This window comes from bacterium (assembly GCA_018812485.1).
Taxonomy (GTDB): domain Bacteria; phylum JAHJDO01; class JAHJDO01; order JAHJDO01; family JAHJDO01; genus JAHJDO01.
On the sequence record JAHJDO010000137.1, the window covers coordinates 11,618 to 33,857 of the forward strand.

The window sequence follows — 22,240 nt, forward strand, 5'->3', positions numbered from 1 at the left end:
TTACAAGCACACTCTATTTTTTTTGTGTCCTTTTATGATTCCATCAAGCTCGTCACCTGTCCCCGAATTAATCTCTTCGCGCTGCATAAAAATCATAAGGCCGATAGCAAAAAGTGTCCCAATTAATAAAAGAGGTAAACTTTTAATTGACATCCCAGTAATCAACATCAGTCCAACCGTAGGGAATCCAACCCAAGGGAGAACTAGAGACGGGGCCCAATTTTCCCGTTGTAAATCCCCATGAGGAAATTGGGATGTGTCCCTGATTTTTCTGATTTTTAGATAGCCTCTTCTAACTGCCAAATAACCTAAAATCAGTAACCCTCCTGCAACAACAAACGCACCAATCCCAACAATAACCCACAGCCCCTCATGAGAACCAAGCCATGATAAGGCTGGTTGTATACCTTGCGTAAAGAAGTCCTGCAAGGGACTCACTTGCGTCTCCCCTAAAAATCGACCTAGTCCACCAAACCCAAAGAAACCTGCAGCTTGAACAACAGCTGGCCTGCCGCCAGTAGGAGATAAACCCTGTGCAGCAAAAAACTCTTCTCGTCCTGGGCATCCTTTTTCAGTGTCACCTCTGCAATCCAAGGATTTGCAATAAGGGCAGTTTATACGTTCTCTTCCTATAGGACCTAATCCCTCGATAGTTTCGAACGAAAACTGCCTTCCAGAAACCACTGTGCCTTGCGCAACTTGTCCATCAGCAAGAAACATGCGTCGTCCAAGATCGCATATTTCAAAGTTCATCCCAGGTGGCATATTTTCATTTACTACTGTATTTGAATCTATCTCACCAGATCTTTCTAATTGCTTAAATCTACCCAGTCGATCCAACCATGCTAAGGTAATCTCCTCAGATTTCATGCCTTGATAGATATAGGTTCTTATAGTATCAATCAAATCCGGTTCGTCTTTACGTTGAAATAAAAACAACCAACAAGCGAAAGTAACTCTAGGCCTATCTCCTCTTTGTATATCGTTATATTCGGTAATTCTATTTCTAATCGCCACTGCATATTCACAATACTTCTCTACGCCAACTTTACGCATCCAAGCACTCGGCGCAACGCTTAAAACAAATGTTCTCTTCCCCTCTCCTGACCCTAATAATCTCCCTAAAGCTCTATCCGTTACAGAACCTGGTACAAATACAGCAGAAAATATAGTTTCTGGATTAAATAAATCTACAACATCACTCGCATCTGTATCATAAATAATATCGTAATAATCTACAAAAAAGTCATTCCTGTAGGTCATAACCTCTGGTGCTCCTACTTCATCTTTTGCCTGTTCAAGCCATATCCACGGCATAGAAACAACCCTAAAGGTGGCTGCCATGTCACAGTGGTCGCATTGACTAGAACATCCATCCGTAGCTACAACTCTACTCTGTTCTCTTCTTATTTCAGCTACTTTTACTTCTTTCTGCCTTATATTATCTTCATATATCTTCTTCCTTTCCCCTTCCAATAAAGGCACAAACCACATAGCAGGAGGAAGCATAACTGTTTTTAATACATCTCCGAGCAGTTCAGTACGAGTGCTATAAGCATTAACATACTGATCCATAGATTCTGTCTGTACAGCCTTTTCAAGTAACCTTACGGCATTCTCTCCTTTGGTAGATAATGGTGCTTGATAACGCTTAATCATATCAAGTCTTGCTGCAATGGCAGCCTCAAGAAAACCCGAGAAGTTAGCAAATTGACTTTGTTCTTCTGCTGGAAATGCTATAATTCTCTTAATGGCAGTATTTATTGCTGCAGCCTCTTTTATAAACTCCTGGTAAAAGAACATCTTCTTAGACCAATCAAGATGCAATGAATCGTAGTTACCTTCTCTGCATTCACTGATTATTCTATTGGCAATATCATCAATGGATCCTGGAATATCAGAGGCATCAGGTATGTCTCTATAAGGAGCTGGAATTTCCTCTGGTACACTGGTTGATAGTAATTCATCTGTCTGTCTGGCTAAGACCTCCTCAGGTGTCAAGCCTAGAACCATTGCGACAGCCCTGATAGTTTTTTCTTCGGTAATCTTAAAGACGTTTAGATAAGTGAACCGACGATCGTCAAGCTGGGTTTTAACTAAAGATTCAACGGCTTCAATAACACTCATACCCTCCTCTCCATCCACCAAAGCCAGGGCGCCCAGTGATACAGGAAGTCCTAAATCTCGAACCATGTCTCGCGCTTCATCAAGACTTGGAAACAGTTCAGGTCTTTCTTCTAGTCTCTCAAAGAATACCTTAAGGTCATCAATAGCAGATGGGCCTCGTTCTTGTAAAAATTGCTCGTTAAGTTGATCTACGGGAAAATCTCCGCTTTCAAGGTTTTCCTTATCAATATGATACAGTGCAAGCATTAATAGAGTTGAGATGCCAACCTGCTCTCCATGAAGCATTTTTCTACCCTGTGTCTGAACCTCCATACTGTAGGCAACGCAGTGATCGCTTCCAGCCTTTGGCCTTGCATTTCTCGCACGGCTCATAAGCGCTGATATTCGCATAGCAAGTCTCGCTGATTCTTCAATGCCTTTAGGAGTATTATCCTTAATGATAGTAGCAAGAGAGCTCAAATCTTCTAACACTACATGGGCTTCTTCAAATATAGCTCGCTCCTCCTCAGTCATCTCAGTAACGCCAAGATGAACCGCTAACATCCAATCGAGCAACGCTACCCAACCACTGAATAAATCCCCAGCCCCTGCAATATTACCTCTCGGGTTAAGTCTCATTAAAGATGCATCAGCAATGACTTGTTCAGCTGCACCTGTCATATAACTAAACTGCCGGAAATCATCTCCCGACCCGTCACGTATTAGTATATTAGGAGTAAAAGGTGCATTCGTTGAAGTCGCAGTCACAATAAGATGAACATTGACTCCGAGTTTATGACCGATGACTTTCGACCAGTCACAAACCGTACCCATACCAATACCTACCACTAAAGGAGGTTTATCAGACTGACCACTATTCGCGGCAAGTCTTTTCTGTGCCTCAGTGTAATATTCAGTTACAGAGTCATAGTGAAGTTCCTTTTCTACGATAATGGCATCCTGTAGAAGTAGCTCTACTCTTCGTTTAAGCCAGCCAATTTTGGCCCACTCTCTCATCTGCTCAGCTGTCTGGGGAGAAACAACTACAAGCACAGGCCTACCTGCTTTAACCTCTTTAATCAAATTCTTCAAATAACGGTTAAGGTATCTTCGATCTTTAGATGATGTTTCTGGAAAACCTTCAAAGGTAGGTCCCCGCTCTTTCCTAAATGTATAGTTTGTATCTCCTATATGCACATCTCCAGGGTCAAACCTGAATTCTTCTGCCTTATGTGGACTAGTGCCATTACGGTCAGGATCTTCTGACCACATCATAAAGTGGTGTTCATCTTCTGTTCTAGTCCGTAAGCCTGTAACACCTTTGACATCGCCCCCTTCTACTTGCATCCTTTTAGCTTTTAACGACTCGATCTCCGCTACCATAGCTGCCAATTCTTGGTACCACTTGCCAGCTAAAATAACAGATAGCTCTTTTGCCCCTTCTAATCTTGCTGTCTGGTTCCAACGCATCAAGATATGCCATATTGCCCGTTCACTGCCTAATCTCTCAGAAAGTTGATTGATCAGGGTTTGGAACTCAGTATTTAGTAGAGCTTGTAATTTTTCTACTCTATCCGCTGGTTCTTTCAGAAGCTTTTGAGCCAAAGGTAAGAATGTATCTTGAGATATTCCTGATACTTCACCCTGGCTTTGGATAGACGTAATGAATTTTACATTGTCTCCAATCAACTTGTCTATTTCTTCCGCTCTAAACCATGTCTTATCCGGTTTCTCGTTGACAATGACAACATCGGGCGGATGGTCTTCATAATTAGCTGCTACTCGAGAATTCACTATCCGTTCTGTCTCTGGTTCAGAAACTCCCATAGCTCTCATTCTCTTTCTCCGGACAGATCTTTCTGATCTAACTTCAACAAACAAATCTAAAAATTCAACGTAATCACCTGCTGGTGGTAACACATCTGTGGCTTCACATAATATTACATCAGCATCTCTATGTTGTTCTTCTATGTACTGATAGCTAGGCCACGGTCGGTAACCTAATATATCCCAACTCGCCACCTTATCTGGTGCAGCGACTTGTAATCCAGTCTCTTCCAGACGTTCTTTCATTACACGAATCAATGTCGTCTTGCCTACCCCACCTGCTCCTTTCACCATTACTATAAAAGGCCGATCAATCCCTGCTTCTCGATGTGCTCTGAGCTTCACCGAGAAGATCCGTGCTAATTCGCCGAATCCTGGGTCAATTTCCGCTACTGTCTGTGGTAGTTCACTAGGCAAGACCCCATGTCCAATAATTAGTGCTTCACCTCTTATACCAAGATTCATTCGTAATTTTTTTCTTAATTCCTTTAACTCTACTCTGCGTGCCAAATCCTCAATACCAAAATACCTATTCAGAACACGAACCATTCCCACCACTGTGTCCTTTGGTTCACCGAACTTCTCAGCTAAGCCTGATATATTCAAATCTTCTTCAGGATACCATGCAATCAAAGCTAATAGTCTTGCTTCTTCAAAATTTAAAATAATTGGGGTCTTTCCTCTAAAGAATCTTGACTCGTTATACGTACGAAATCTCTCTATTAGAAAAGCCATTCTCTCAAGCTCATTAAGTTGCTCAGAACTTAACACCTTATCAGCATCTCCTCCTTTCCACTTATTATCTACTAACCGACGAAGAGAGCTTTTCGCATGTTTAACGCTCTTTGTTTGCCTTCCTTCAATAACAGGTGTGTGACTATAAAGGGCATCAAAAGCTTCATCAAGCCGGCCCATCAATTTTTCCTCACGTTCACGTTCACGTCGTGCCTCTCTTCTTGCTATTATTGAAAAATAAATACTCAGATATACACCATGGTATAACACTACCGGCACAATACATAAAACCATCCATGTATAAGATATAATCTCATTTAAAGCTCTAGGTAATCTTAATCCCTGCTGGGTTCTTTCCTTTATCCAGATTAGGTGTTGGATGGAGTTTCTGTATTGGGCAAGTGCTTTAGGGTTAATGTGGATAGCTTTGTCTTTTGGACTATAGTAGGCGATGTGGTCTTTTGCATCATGTCTTACAAGGTCAGATTGAGTGAATTGAGGAATAAGCTCTGCTTGTTCTGATTTTTTCTTAAGCAAGATATCAATAGGCCCGGCACGTATCTCAGTATTCGGTAAATTATCAAGTGTACGACGAATAGATCGTGCCAAACTCACCAAAAACCCTGACAACCCTAATCCCAAAACCAGCGCTACGTACGGAACTATATCAGGGACATCCCATCCACACGCAGCCTTTAAGACAAATGGAACAAGACCAAGGATAAGTGTAGCTATAGAAGTTACATATAATTCTCCGGGTGTGATGTGGTGGGTCAAAATTGGTGTATTGCTATCTGCCCTAATAATACTAGGATACGTTAATTCAACTTCTTTACTTTTATCTCTACGAAAGACCTTCTTAATAAACATAATTGGTATCCTGGCCAAATATAGGTTCCAATAATATAGCGCTAAGGTCGTCCTGCCCCAACCAGGCACTTTACCCCAGGCTTTTTCGATCAAAGACTCCCATTCAAAGATAAGTAGGAAGGCCAACTTGTCACGCTCTGGGAAAAATATAAGACCAACCAGCATCTGAAAAGGCATTGTAAGATACGTTAATCCAGGTATAGGAAGAATACCAAATAGTAAAGCAACAGAAAAACACCTCAAACGGCCCCACCAACTATAATCTTGTATAACAATTAAAGTAGTAACAGTCCTCCAAATAGCACTAGGTATCGCAAAGGCCCAGAGTCCAGAAAGAACATTGAATTCACCGGTAATTACAAATATGCTACCCATTAAAATTATCCGCAATAACCAGACGACAAGTTTAGATGCTAACTGCACACCATATATCTTAATATAATCACGAATAACTTTTTCATTCCGTAACCCCAATAATTTCTCCTGCCAAGATTCAGTAATCCTATACTGTTCTGCTCCTTCCTTGACCCAATCTTTGAAATCTTCTTCAGCCTCTTCAGAACGTTCCGTTAAGAACTTCATATCTGAAAATCTCATACTAACTACTGCTCCAACGACACTCCCAATAACTGAAACCACCAGTGCCCAAAAGAATTCCCTGGAAGGAAGTAGCGGCCATATCAATAACGAAAGCCCTATTCCTACAACAGGACCTACCATAATAGAAACTTGGCTGGTGAACTTATCCACTGCCTCCTGCCGATACGTTCTGTCAACTAAAAAGTGATGGATAGGGCTTGGAGTACAGTAACTAAGCGCTACATTTAAGATAAACTGGCGGTTATTCGGCCATTCAACCCATTCATTGACTTCTAGTACTGGGTAAAGGCTATTATATAAAGATTTTCCTAGCCTACCTTGGGCATGCATCTTATCAAGTTTTGCCTGACGGTAAGCATGCCAGCGTTCTTTAAAGAAATCGCTGTCAGTAAATAAACGACGCATTGAAGCTCGATAGTCTCTATTGCCAACCACACGGCCTACTATAGGTATATGACTCTCACACCAATATAAGAAATATATTGGAGCAGGACAACTTTGCAGATAAGTAGCCATGCTACTGGAAATCCTACCTTCATCCAGCCAGTATTGTATATTGAACTCGCGTATAGCTTCCCGACGTGCCTGGTCACGGATAAAATCTAAGCCATAACTCCAGATATTAATCTGACGTCGTGAATTAGCTTCTTGTGCTTCTCTATATTGGTCAAGGTGCCAGAATAGTTCACGATAATCTCTAAGCGGCATGCTTATTTTTTCTTCATCAATATCATAATTTCCTGCAACCTGATAATTACCCGAGATATGTCTCTCTGCAGCATCAACATCCATCGCCCCTAAATTAGGACCAAAACCTGCCTTCTTCATTTTACTTACAGCACCAAACTCAAAAGGAAATAACCATCCAGGCGAAGTAACAATCAAAAAGACTAAGGCACAACACCCAGCCACATAAAATGGAATCCCACTAAAAAATGATGCCAAAACTACTAAACCTGCAATAGAGAGTCTCGGGACAAATGTTGGCCAAAGGATACCACCTAATGGTCCACCGCGCGGAAGTCCTGGCTCAAGGTCAAGAGTCTTTAAACCGATTCCTCGTTTTCCACTCCAGAAAATGTTATCCCAGGAGAAAAACGAACCACCGACAGAATGACCAAGGACAAAAAGAACTGTGACAGAAAGCAATAATGTTACAGGCCAAGAATTTGTAAGGAAAAATGTAGCTAAAGAAACCAACATTGCTGCTGTTATGCCTAATTGATACTTTATACCTATTGGCTCAGATGTACCAAATAAAGTCTTACCTATATAAGTCTGAGGTATATACCCCTCTGCACCAATATTCTCAAGCAACCTGCAAAAAGCACGCATAAAGAGAGCTTGAAGACGCATATCCTCATCAAGCAGGCCTGAAAAATAACCATACCGTGCAGTATTCACATTATCTTCCCATTCTAATTCAAGGAATGATGCATTATGTGCATCTGACCAACCATAAGCATTAGCCTGCGTTACAAGAGATGGCCCAATCCCATCTCTTAACTCTTGCAGTTTTCCCATTACGTCATTATTTTCTCCTCCATAAATCGCGCTTGCTTCCTCAAGCATAAGCTCGTATATTTCAGGATATTTTGTAAGAATACCTGCAATCTTTCGCATAGAAACTGCCATCTGAGCCTCTTCCCTGCTTGGCCTAGCATCCTGAAATGCCAACATGCGACTTTGCCTATGAATCTTTCCATTTTTGCCAATTGGTCGAAATACCTTTAAGGCTACTCTCTCCTCAGTACCCTCTACCCTTGCCTCCCAAACCTGGGCAGCAAATCCACTTTGTTCAACCTGTCTGACTAATTCATACTTCCTTTTCTTCTCCACCCATTGCATCTTACCATCCACCTCGACAGGAATCTCTACGTTCAAAGTCACTATCTTCTCTGGCAGCCAAAGATTCGTATAGTCGTCGAGGAGATTTTTGACCAGCCAAACAACACCAACAGCAAGTGCCAGCGCCCCTAATACGATTGCCAAGTTAGGGATTCCCTGAACCCATTGTTTAGTAGCCTCCTCAGCAAATGGCTGTACCTGATTGAGCACACTGGAGCCACCCAAAGCCATAATCATTGCGTTTGTTTTTCTTCTTATGAAATCATCATCATATTCTTTAGCACCAGTTCTTCTTCTTGTAGATGCTTTTATTTCAGAATCTCTAGTCGAAGAAATATTCCTATCTGCTAATCCAAATACAGCAGGAACGAGGGCATCTCTCCGTTTAGTAGGCACAAGCCCCTTTGGTACCCCAAAAACTTTGCACAATCCAAATATATATGTTCTTACACTATTAGGTTCTAACCCCGTCAATCTAGATAGGGCTTCTCTGGAAAGATGTGGACTCTGATTCAAGACCTCAAGAATCCTTAATTGACCCGAATACAATTGCCTGTGGACCGCTGGAGGAAGACTAAAACCTAATAATCGTTGAGCAGCTTCACCTTCTTCCAGTAGACCATTCTGCCTGAGTTTACTCCTTAACGAACCTTGATGAAATGGAAACACTTTTTCCTTACATGTAGCACGGTAAACACTTATATTGTCCTCACTCACTCCATACCTCGCAGCCATTTCACCATCGGATAATATCCCATGCACAGTCCAATAAAGAACAAGCGCCTCCATGGCACTCAAAGGTGGCTTCCCAGCAGTCAGGACATCACTTCCTTGCTGCTCTCTAGCCGGCCTCAAAGGATATACAAGAAACCCATGTTCAATGAGCCAGCGATGAATTTCAACAGTGACCTTGCAATATATGCCCCTGGATGGTATTACCCCGCGTGCTAAAAATAGCTTTAAAATTGTCATTTTATGTTCGGATTCAGTTTCTCTTTCTAGTCGAATTTTCCCTCTTATACCAGAAGCGTAGTAACTTATCGATTTTAGTGCTATGTAATACGTTCTGGCTATTTCTTCATACCTTAATCCACGCAGGAATCCCTCGAGTATTTCTTGTTCCTTGGTTTCCAAAGGTGATTTTACCATTCCTAAAATACCTGCTTTGGTGAGCTTCTCCCGTGGTGAACCACCTTCCCAAAGAAGCTTATTGTTGAGGGTACCTAATATGAGGCTCAACGTTGTATATTCCAGACCTATTTCTTCTTTAAGTCGTTCATCAACCCATCCACGAAGGAGTCCAATAAATACCAGTCGCTCTTCTTGAGTAAGCTTTGCAGCTAAATACCCTGTAGCCACTAATGGATCGTAAGCAGAATCCGTCGAGCCAGGCGCCACTCTACTACCATCCGCTCCAGACGTATCTTCAGTGAAAGCCCTATCTCCTACAACCATTGCCACTCCTATGGGTAAGGCAGTCAACACTGTACTGCCCAGCGACATCAAGGTAGGGCTGTTTATACCTATCAAAGCCAATCTTTCCAGCAACATCATAAGGAGAGAACTTACTGGTACAGTAAGAAATTCTGGAGCAAACCATAGAATCAATATAACAAACGCCGTAATTAAAGATAGGGCGGGAACTACAAGCAAAAACGTAACTCGACTGACCCGTCTCAAAACAGTCGTGCACCGGTCAAATTTCTTTGATGCCGCATCGGGACCAAATAATATTTTCCCGATTCGATAAAAAATCGCAACACAAGACAATAGAAATGTAAGAACGCCTATGGATGCAATAAATGGCTGAATATTGGTAAGTGTAAAACTATATAGAAAAGCGCTAAAGTCAATAATATATGGGACAATAGGCTCGATAAGGAATAGCATTGCAGGTATTGCCAGCCATAAACTCCATGGGAGAAAACGCATGGCTCGTTTAGATTTCTTCAGCGTTTCTTTTATTTCTTCTTCCGTATATGAGAAAAATGCCGTATTTAATGCATTTTCTACGCTACCCAATAATTTCCTTATTAGTCTATCATCCTTAGAAACATTCTCACATATTTCATTTAATACCTTAATCTTTATACGTAGTTCATCCTTCTCTGCATTCATATTACGAACCGCTTTGATAGTATAGCGGTATATCAATCCAAGCGTGAGAACATAGTAACCTGTCAGTATAGCAACGAAGAAATTTCTGGCTGAAGGAGGAACCATGGAATATAACAAAAGGCCAATGCCCGTAAGAAATAAAGTGCGGATAGTAGACGGATGTCTAAGGAATGCTGAAAGCTTTTGGGAAATGATAGACATCAATATAGTGACGCCAAGCAAGCCCAACACCCCAATCCCAACCCAGTGTAAAGTAGTTAAGCTGCTCTTAAACTCACTAACAGTCTGCCAGATAGCCGAAAGATCCAACTGCTGTGGCACATACTGCGTCAGTCCTGATAAAATAGACCCGGAATCAAAACCAAAATTAAAATCAAGTTTAAAATCAGTGCGATTGAAGATATCGGTACCAAACATGTTTGTCAATCCACCCAGCGTAAGGCCAGCGAACAAACTAATAGGTTCATATTCATCCAAGGTCAGTTCCTCATACAGTTCTTCATCCTCACGAGGTTCCCTTTTTGCGCTATGCATGGATACTAATGGTAAAAGTGAAGGTACTATTGCTTCTTTATCTCTCAATTCCTTTTCTCGTCGTAACGTTTCAAGTCTCTGATTCAATGCTTCAACCTGAGGCGTGTTGCCTATAAGTATGGCTATTTTAATCATATGAGTAAGAATATATATTTTTTGATCTATATCCTCCAATCCAAACTTATAGGCTACTGACCATGCGTATCTTGCTTCTGCTCGAATCTCTCGATCTAAAGATCCTAACTTATCAGGATGTTCAGGATATTGGTCTACTACCCAGTCTAAAAACTCAGTTATTCCCCCACCTGGACCTAAAAGATTATCAGGGATACTACCATCTTCTATGGCCCGGTTAATCTTTTCAATCAGTAAAATACGGTCTTCCGCATAAAGAGAGATAAAAAGAATTTTCAATGCATCTATATCCCCTTCTGTTATAATATCTCCACCTTCATCTACCGGCCCAATAATCTGCCTCTTTTCTTTCAATCTCTTTACAATCTCAGCAAAATGCACTATATCAACTCCCCATTCACCTGTTACTGCTTGCGTTTTTATGTCTACTAAAGATAAAACCTCTTCTGCAGTCACTTTGATCTGGTTCTCTCTTAACCTAACCAAAGCATCTTTTAAATAGACAAATCCAATCTCCTTTACTAAAGATAAAAACTCTGTTTCAGTCACATAGAGATCTCTCTCTCTTAACTCATCCAAAGCATATTGAACAGGGACAAATCTACTCTCCTTTACAGCCAGCGCATTGACAAGTTCTCTGTTCAACTCCCATACTCTTCCTTCTCCCCCTGACCTTGCCACCCTCTTGGCGCTTAAAGCTCTTTGATTATCTTTGTCAGTTAATAAATACGAGTGCAGTTTAGACCTACTCCAACCGAGTGTCTCGTGAAATGTTTCCACCACTTCGCGAAGACGCACTCTCTTCGCAGATTCACTTGTTACCTCGTATGAAAAAACCCACCCTTTCCCCTCTTCTGGTATTTCAGCATCAAGGTCGCCTTGCCTTGCCCATCGCTGTACACTATCGAGTGCCCTATTTATGATTTCTGCATATTCAACATCAGTATGGTCTCTCTCCTCAACTTCTCGAATCGGAAGAAGCAACAATCCTTCACTGAGTCTTTCAGCCATCTCTGGAGTAAACTGGCCTTCAAAGATGGCGTCCATAACATTAACTTTTTCCCCACCTGACTCTGTGATAATATATTGCCTAGGCTTCATTTTTCGTGTCGAGGCAAATAGCCATATCCCGCCACCGAGCAAGGCAGGTTTGAGAAAATCACTGATTGCATTAGCCTGGTTATGCGGTAAATTACCCGACAGGATAGAAATAATACCAAGTCCTGCTTCAATAGCGAGAATACTGACAAAAATAGCGTATACTGGCTGAGCGTCGACTACTTGCTTAATTTTTTTAAACAAAGAAACCACAGATGCCCAAAGAGAGGACAGGCGGGATGGCTGCATCATAAGGTGAGATTCAGGTATAAATGAGTGTTCCGGCCCGGCACGTTTCCGCATCCATCTCTGCCAGAGTAAAACGCCTATGCGAACTGCCACAAAAGCGAGTGCCAGTGCCCCCAAGACGATTACCAAGTCAGGGATCCCATGAACCCATTGTTTAGTAAGCCCCTCGCTAAATGGCTGCATCTTGCCGAGCAGATTGGAGCCACCCACGGCCATAATCATTGCATTTATATTTCTATTGGCTAATCCGCTCCCTCCATCATATCCTGGTTCATCGGGATACGTCGCAGGCAATCCCAGAACAGTTAAGACTTCTGAAGCAACCAGTCCTGCTTGAAATCTCTTCTCCAGAAAAAGTTTTCCTAAAATACCAGAGATATAAAAGCGTATAGTTTGTACCTGAACCCCCAAATTGTCTGCTATCTCTTGATTGGTTAAACCTCTTCCCAAAAGAGCTAACACTTTTGTCTCTGGTTTATCAAGATCCCAAACACCATCTTTGTAATAGTCAATTGCTGGTCTCTCTATTATCCCTTTCTTAACTGCAATAAGCACTGCTTGACAGCAGTCTGAGGCCTTTAGCTTATCTACAATTAAACGCACACGGTTTCCAACTTCTATCTTTTCGATAAATAATGCTTTTGCTATCTCTGGATAGGATAAGTTTTTTGCAACCAATCGTAAAATCAGTATATATATAAATTCAATCCCGATTTCAAGAATTCCTTTTGATATTCCTTGTAAATTTCGATCTACTCTCTCAAGTTTTCCTTTAACACCAATAACACCAAATACTATTCCAGCAGCCATAGTAGCTAAAGGCCGCATAGATATAATTTGCAATTGGACATTTGTATCCCTGCCAAATTCTAAAAAGTATACCTTCATTTCAGTACCGTCCATGTCTATAACAATAATCCTGAGATGAGAAGATCTGCTTTGTTTCATCCACGTCTCAATAGCTTGCCGTATTTTAAACAGGCTACCATTATCTCCTTGGGATAATCCAAGAACAGATATCCCACTTATTTTGCTATTAGCTAAGAGATCTATCATGTGTTTTCTGGTGGATTGATTTCGGGTAATGAGTACTATTCCTGCCTTTCTCGATAGACCCTCTAAAGAAGGAAGAGCTACCGTTTCTTTTCTTGCACTCCTATATCTATTAACTAACTCTAGAAAAGATACTCGTTCTATAGGTTCCAATGAACTAGCCGGAGATAAGACAGCCATGGCGCCTACTAATCCTGGCAACCCTAACCCTAAGCCAGACAGCGAAACAGGCAAAGGCACAGGTTGAGATACCCCTGCTAAACTATTGGCACAAAGTGTTACCAAAATAACCAACAATATAAAAACTGAGGCCCCTATCAAGAAACATTTCCTTATCATACTTGAATAGTATTCTCCATAAGAAGCCATTTTCTCTGCCAAGCCATCGTAATAGTGAACGCTTGCAGGGTCTTGAGCTAAAACGGATTTTACCCTATATTCACGTTCTATATCTATCACATTTCTCCGCATATCTATGAAGGGTCTTATAACTAGATTTAAAATACCACCTACCATGGCAATAGCGAAACTAACAGCCCCGGGCCTTTCATCAGTTGAAGGTATAGGGATCCCGATAGTCCTACCTTGAGGTCTCTGGAGACTTTCTATCACTTCCGGAGCAGCCAGTGCTACATACACTCTTTTATTCAACCCTAGCTTACTTCTGATAAAACTAATATAATTTCGGAGAGTATCTCTACCAATTCCAAGTTTTTGCGCTATCTGTGGATTGGTCAAGCCTTTTGCCAGACAAGACAGTACATCTAATTCTCTTGGAGTAAGTTCTTTAGCTCCGATTTCACAATAGGAAATCTCTTCTGGTCTCTCCACCAATCCCATCTTAACTGCCTCAATTGCTGTTGCTACACGATTTCCTACACCAAGCTTTCTTAAAATTGCAGTTATACGTTTTCTAACTCTGCCTTCTGTGATATGTAAGTTTTCTACTATCTCTGGATTAGTCTTGCCTTGTACTAACAGCTTAAGAATTTCAATTTCCAAGGGAAGCAGCCCATCGTCTTGTTCCTCTTGTTCCTCATAAAGTTTTATCACTTCAGGAGCGACGATTGCTACCTGAATCCTATTCACGATTTTGACTCGAAACTCATTCTCATCACTCCCTTTAAGTTTCTGTATAAGAGAACTTACACGGGTACTTACTGTCCCTTCCGTAATTCCAAGTTCTTGTGATATCTCTAAATTAGTCATACCTCTTGCCAGATAAGGCAGTACCCTTACTTCCATTGGGATAAGTCTTCTAATATTATCTCTATTATAGTGAATCTCTGGTCTTTCCATTATACCGTTTTCTATTGCCTTTATTACTGCTGCAGCGCGATTCAAAACTCCCAATTTATGCAAAATTAGAGACCCACGGTTTGCTATCGTTCCTCGGCTAATGGATAGTTTTATCCCTATTTCTTTATAAGTCCATCCTTCAGCTATCCACCTCAATATCAAAACATCTCTCTTAGTCAAAGCAGATAATTGCCTTTGCAAATCTCGCTGTGCCTCTATAAGCATTAGTGCAAGAGCATGGCTTTCCAAACCAGGTAATGCATCCGTTCCTTTACCATATCCTCTGCCATTTGATCCTTCATCTATTGGCACACCTCCTTCTTGCAAAACCCCTATATCTGGATAGTCCTCAGCTGTTAATCCCTTCCTCTGCAGTCCAGCCGCCACCACTGCCACTCCAATACTACTAATTACCGCCAGATACGGCGCTGCCCTCAAAAGAAAATTACTGCTTACCTGGACGATATGCACCAGGCTATTCGTATCAACCCCTGTAAGATACGCAGCCATGCCTAATCCTATTACTACGCCACCCAAAAGTAATGCGTTCGCGATCAAGGCCTGTCCTCTCTTACCAGAACCACTTACCCGATACAAAACTAATTTTGCCCAGTTGATCAATGCCGGATGAGTTGGTCGCCTCTTACGGAGTAAGTCTAATGCGTCTTCATCTCCTATCTGACTCCCCCTATCATGTGCCGACCAGAAAACTCTGCTAGCGTCCCTATAGATATCTCTTAAATCCATCCTCTTTACATAAGTTTCCAATACCCCTGATTGCTTATCTAATGCATCAAGCATGTCTTTTAGGCTTAACAATACCTGGATAGGATTTCCCGAATTCGCGATGAGAATGGCAATAAAATCAATGCTAAATATCGGTATCTCTCTTTGAATTACTCTTAATGCGCCGGCATCGAAATAATTGTTCCTCTCATCCTCAGAAAAATAGCAATTAACCAGCCTTTGGCAGAGGCTAAGAGGAACTATATCTTCAAATTGTTCTCCCAATACATTTGACCATGCGGTTTTTCTATCTTGAACCGATGGCCTCTCTTTTCCAATCGCTAAGTCAATCTCTTTTTTGATGGCGAGTTCTTTTTCGCTCATTTCACCCGCCGTTTTTTCAGCCGACCTAAACTCCACCCTTGTATCCTGCTCCATTTTTGGAAAGTCATATTTGACTAAAAGCTTTTCCAAAAGCGCATCTCTTTTTTTAGCTAAATTTTCAGCTAAAGAAAGGGCCCTGTAATTCATCTTGTGGTGGGTTACTAGCAGAGAAACATAAAAGACCAAAATCACTGGAATTGATATGAGCGCTACTAAAGGAGAGGTAAGTACGCTAACTAAAATACCAGGTACAAATTGAGCACCTATAAAGCCAACTCCACCTAAAATTAAACCATTAACAATAAATCCTATAGCTACTCCCACTGCACTAATATTGGCTGCCGCACCCATATTCTTTAACCCATGTCTCCAGCCGTCAAAAAAGTGACCGCCTATAAACGCTATGAAGCGTGAAAATGGAAAATACAAAATACTTCCTATCACTAAAGCCAATGGCAAGCCTAAAGCAGTTATTCCGCTTAAAAAGCCGAGTGAGAAAAGATTACTAGCCACGAAAATAATCCCTACGCCCGCGACTACTCCAAGTAACCCAAGTAGAGTAATATCTTCTTCGGTCTTTAACCATTTATTCGGCGTTACCTCAACTCCATGTGTTTCCAGCCATTCCTTTACCCATGCCATCTGCCCGCTGGAATGCTTATCTGGTGCTCCTCCTCTACTTGTTCCCGCTCGTGCCTTCAGGCGTGTATTTTCTACATCTTCAGCCGCCATCATTGCCACTCCAAGGGGTAAGGCCGTCAACACTGTACTGCCTAGCGACACCAAAGTCAGAGTGTTTATCCCTGCTTGTCCGGCAAGAGGTAACAGCTGGTCAATCTGGGTAAATCCCCATTTGATTCCGAGAGCTAATAACACACCAACACCAACCAACAATAACCCCCTAATAACCACAATTACAAGCCCAATTCCCTGCCACCCCCTGATACGGATTCGATGAGCCTCTAATCCCTTTCTCTTAAATGCCAGATCAACAAGAGCTTTAACCTCTATTCCCCAGACTATTCGTCGTCCGCCAGCGAGCCGTATCCCAGTCTCATTCAACAATTCTTGTACATCTCCCTCCACCCTCCACCTGCTCTCCCCGGGAAAGGAAGGAGGTAGCGGCACCATTGCGTCAAATGGATCTATATGTTCGAAACCGGGTGTGCCAGTAACTGTAATATCTGCTCTATACCGTGGCTTAGGTATTTCAACCTTTGACGAACGCTGTAAAACAGCTAACGAATGTTGTGCTACAACCCAATAGATGCGCAATGCAATAAGTACTATGGAAAATTTCAATGTTATTTTCAATAGCCTATTGCCCCAGGATGGCCAATCAAAATTCATCAATGAGGATATCTGGGTCAAAGAAGAGGGAATATCAGATAATGGTGCTGATAGGACAGGCTGTGCGGCAAACAATGGTAAGACTAAAAAGACGAGAGGTATTCCAATCAAAGCGAATCTTCTAATTGGCGGAGCGCGTGAATATATTACAGAAACTACGCCTAATGCCACCAAAAGACCTAAAGCCCCGACCGCTACAGGCCCGGCAAGGCCTGCGGTTAATAAGACTGCTGCCACTGTAATCCCTACTAAACCAGTAGAAGAAACCGTTTTCTTTTCAGGCCCAATAAAAACAGCCTTTATAGTTTTTATTCCGTCACCCCATATTCCAGCAAGACGTAGTCTTTGCCCCATCATATCCCTAAGATAATCTCTAATTGCCGGGACTAGCTTATAATTATGCTGCTGTAAATAAGGCCTTAAAATCAAAAATCCAACAAACAACGCACCAAAACCAACAACCCACATCCACCAGTTGAAAGATAAAATATCCGGAAAAACGTCCTGTCCCTGCACAATAAAATCCTTCACACCCCGGCTAAGAAAATCCTGCACTCCTCCAATGGCACCCACGCCCATCATGACCCCTGCTGCTCTATCTTCAACAATAGCCCCATCATCATCATCGAAATTAGGAGCCTCAGCCTGCCCAATAGACTCTAGTGCTTGCCTACCTCTATCTGTCTGGCTAAGAATCTCTGTAACTAACTCCCGAACTTCTGGGCTCGGGTCAGTTAAAAGAGGAATCCTAATATCACCTGTCAGGGTACTGCTAATCAACACTCCATTGAGAAAGCCCAGGTCTATTTCTCTAAGTATCGAAAGCAGCATAATCTTTATCCCAGGTTCTCCTTTAAATGTATCTTGCTGAAAAAGAACTTTTAAATTTGTCTCATCCAGCTCTATAAGTACCTCTGTTACTCTATCAACTACCCCATCAACTTTTTCTATTCCTGCTCCACCTAAGCTTAAATATGCTTCTCTTAGTAACAAGGCATGTCTTAAGAATTCGGCTAAAACCGGCATTTTTCTACGCCACTTACCCATCCGGTTAAACATAAGTTCATAAAATCTCATGCGGTTTTCTATTATTAAAATAGTGTTGTTTCTTGTAACATCGCTCATTCCGGGTAATAAAGAGCGCACCCTCTCTATATCCAATCCATAGACAAGGCTAATAATCTCTTGGCTGACCCGTTCTAAACTAACTGTATTTTGGGAATCCGTATATATCTTTAACATGGTGCAGAGCGCTTCCAAATGTAAAAGAGTATCTTCTTTCCCTTCAGCTTCTTTAATTACACATTCCAATAAGACTATCTTATATTCAGCAGGATATTGCTCATTAGCCATAAAGGCGTGCCAACTAGTAGAGGAGTCTATACTAAAATCACCTCGCTCACTTCCTGCTAAAATCTCTGAACCTTCATTTAAACAATCGTATTCCCAATCTTCCAGTATCCCACTTTCAACCCAATCAGTCCAATTTTCGGCACTCAACCTTGATCCTTCACCTGACGCTAATCTAAAAATGCCAAATAAAAACATGGCACGGCCATATACTGGTACTGCCGTATCTTTTAAAAACGCCTCTATTGCTGGCCTGCCTTTTTCGGTTAACGTCTTTACACGATCTACTACCAGCCATTTTACATCATCGACTAATGCTACGATTCCCTGAGTAAGTTTTGTATACTGGGGTAGCCCCATGCGCTCTTCTAATTTTGTCACACTTGCACCTGACCTAAAGGCAAGACCTAAAATACCGCCGAGCTCTTCCAACGAATAGCAACTAACCTCATCAGGTGTAATTAAATCAGCTAAAGTTTTATCTACTCCTTTTATCCCTACAGGGGCTTTCTTAACTCCAAGAAGGCCGACAAAAAGCATCCTTACTGCAAAATGATATTCTCTTGGACTCCTGCTTCTATCAGTAACAATATGGTTTCTAACATAACTTTTAGCCGATACTAACCTCTCCTGTAAAGACACCCTACTATCACCAGATATCGCAGCGTCGAGCTTTCCAGCAAAAACTTTATCAAAATAATCTTCTTCTTGTAAGATACTCTCAAACTCACTTTCAGATACGGCCAATGCAGAAACCGTGCGGCTGAGATAAGGTAGAGCAACTGCCAAAGGAATCTCGTAGACCCTGAATTCCTCTATTACTTCTCTCAAATTTACTATTGTTGTCATACGTGGATATCTGTTAGAGAAGACAAATATTAAGATCTCATAAAGAAGAACATCATATCTTCTTTTGTGCAATGAAGGTGTAATACGTTTTTGTAAGGCCGCGACTTCAGATCCAGACAAACCTAACCTTCTCTGGATAACTGCGATTACTGTCTCAGGATCTGGTTTCTTTCTGTCCTGAGCCAACCCATTTAGATATGTTTCTATGCTAATTAAGCCATTTATAAGCTTATTGAACTCAGCATGCCAATCTCTAATTCTAAATAGAAGTTCTTTTCTTTGCTCTAATTGTCTTCTATAGGCAACATCAATAGCTTCATCTCCTTCTATAAAAATAAGTTTTGGCGTTAAAAAGCTGCTTATCTCTTCCTGGCTATATACTCCTGATTTAGCGAAAAAGGTTAGCGCTTTGACCAAGCTATCTTTTAAATCTAATCCTGCAACGCTTTCAATACTATGGCCTTCAGCTATTTCTCGCACTAATCTTGATAAGCCAATAAGCCCGAACACCTGAGAGACAAGATGCCTTATCTCCAAAGACAACTTTCTACTCAGGGCAGTCTGTCCACCTTTACCTACAAAACTGGCCATTGCCCAGCCCCTCTTAATTTCTAGACCTGCTCTTTGAAAAACACTGGGGTCTTTAAGATCTTTTGCCCAACATAGATATGCTGCATCCAAAGGTAAGCTTTCTGTGAGAGCATCTCTTGCCAAGGAATAGCCCACAGATATCATCATTATAGTATCTTTATCAGTAGCTATCCCGTGAAACTCCCTGCTTAGATCACTCAAATCCAGACCTGGAGATACTGACCCGTTAGAAACCATCCTTATTCTGCCATCAGTTAGAAACTCTCCTAAAAAGTTCTCTTCTCTTACTTTCGGATGCTGGAGTAATTCGCTCAAATCTCTTACATCGTAATTATCGTCGATTGGCCCCTCGTTAGCTGAAATAACTACCTTGTAGCCGAGTCTTAAGACCTCCCGTACTAAAACCATATTATAGATGACCTCTCCGGCATTATTTATATTGAAGATTACGGTCTTATTTTGTCTCTCCCCTTCTGGCACTACCAGTAATCGCTCGACGATATCCTCTGCCTCATCCACGGCTATGTACGCCTTACTTGCAATTAAATTTAATAGTTCATCCGTAATTTTGCCCTCACGTATAGAAGCAACAACTGAGCTGAATTTTCTTACTGCAAAACTCAGTTCATCATCCGCATCCTCTGGTATAAACCTGTCAAATATACTGATATTGGACAATGCAGATATCTTTATGGCTAGCTCTAACCTCTTTCCGGCATCCTGAGTTTTATCTAGAGTACCTATTAAAACCTCTGCAACCTCTATTACCTTTTCATCTTCTTCTCTCTTTATCAGTTGAAAGGGTGACTTTGCATAGACCCAGATAATCTGTCCAATAAATGCCTTAACCTGATGTAAAGTAAAGTCATCTAACATCGGGTCTTTAACGACCATTTCAATCGTTTCCATAATTCTATCGCCAAACTCATCAGTAAATTGCCTATCTTTATTCAACCTTAACAACAAGTCACTGGCCACATAAACACCCAACCTTGCCTGCTCTAATAACATATCGATTACCTTCGCTTCTTCACCTGCTCTTTTAATCTCACCAAAAGATAAATGCCTGGCCCTCCTACTAATTAGACTAAAACGTGAAAGAGCAGCCCGGTCTCTACATCTTACCCCCATTATGCCTTTTTCACCTTTCTCTAACGCAGGATCAACAACAAAACCAATGATCTCTCTTCCTTCAGGGACACTCCCATAAGGATAAACCTGCTCGTCCCGCAATAACGGAATATCATCAATGTTAACTCTTGGATAGAATCTGCAATTTGCTGCCGTAACCCTTGATAACTTACATTCTTCCTCTACCTGTGTATCAACTAAGTACACAAGCGGATTAAGCACCACATTTCGTCCAACTACAGTCTGGCCTAATAAGACAACGTGTGAATGTATTACTGTACCCGGCGCTATTTCAACTCCATCAGCAATATAAATAGTGCTGAGTTCCCCCTCTATCCTAACGCCGTTAGCTACGAGTTTATTATAAAGGGTTTTATTGACAGAAAGTGGCTGCAGGCCTATTGTCGCAAGACCCATAGTGGACATAACTTCTCCGGATCGTCCACGACGAAAACGCTTTTCATCTGGGCCTCTACCTATAATCACTCTTCTTCGAACTTTTTCTCCATCTCCAATCTCGGCATTAATCAGTACTGCATTTGCAACACGGCAAGCTCTGCCAACTGCTGTCCCTCGTCTAATGACTACACCACCTCTTCCGTCTATATGCGTATCTTTTCCTATAGCACATCGGCCTAAATAAATCAGGCCAGTCGAGGCATCTAAAACAATCCCTTTTGATTCAAAACAATCTGCTATGCCTTCTACTAAAGGTCCCTGGAATTCTTCAGGATAAATATAAATATTTTCGTCACCCATAATAGTTACACCTTTTGCTCTTAAAACTGCTATAAGGTCTGGCCGGTCTTTCAGACAAACTGTCTCACCTGAAACCTCTTTATCTGCCATTATTATATCTTCTGGTCGTATAGGCAGATTAACCAGCAGCAATGGTGAGTGAGAAGGGATGTTTTGAAGGCCCCATACTTTTAACGAGTCTTTTAGTGTCAAACAATGTATACATGCTTTTTCACGCCACTCGCCCTGCCATAGACTTTCCATATTACCCTGTCCCATGGCAAAGACACAGACAGTATTTTCATCATTATATTCTCTTAAAAACTCTGTGCTTAAGTCAGCAGGTGGAGTGGCAAACATAGCTGCACCGGACGAAATCACCTTAAGCCGCTCTTCGCCGTATTTCTTAAAATATCCTCTTTCTCTGAATTCTTCGAGTAATGATTTGCTATCCTCTCGAGTCATATCATTTATTACAGGTACATCGCGGCTGGCAATAACAACATTAAAACCAAGTGCTAATAAAAATCCAACCAGTAACATGACCAAGACTGTCTCGCCTGCATTGTCAGTCAATATGATTATCTTGGGCCGTTTGCTGTCATCAATCCTCTCATCATCATCAGACCAACCATTATTTTCTTTTACT

1 protein-coding gene (only partly in view) is annotated in these 22,240 nt (G+C 41.5%); it reads right to left on the reverse strand.

The genetic code is table 11. The annotated features are described in order from the left end of the window. Window positions 1-22,240: the 3' portion of an iron-containing alcohol dehydrogenase gene (locus tag KKC91_11905; GenBank protein MBU0479254.1), read on the reverse strand. It continues 5,939 nt past the right edge of the window; the window shows 22,240 of its 28,179 coding nt (coding positions 5,940-28,179); the start codon falls outside the window, past its right edge; it ends in the stop codon at window positions 1-3.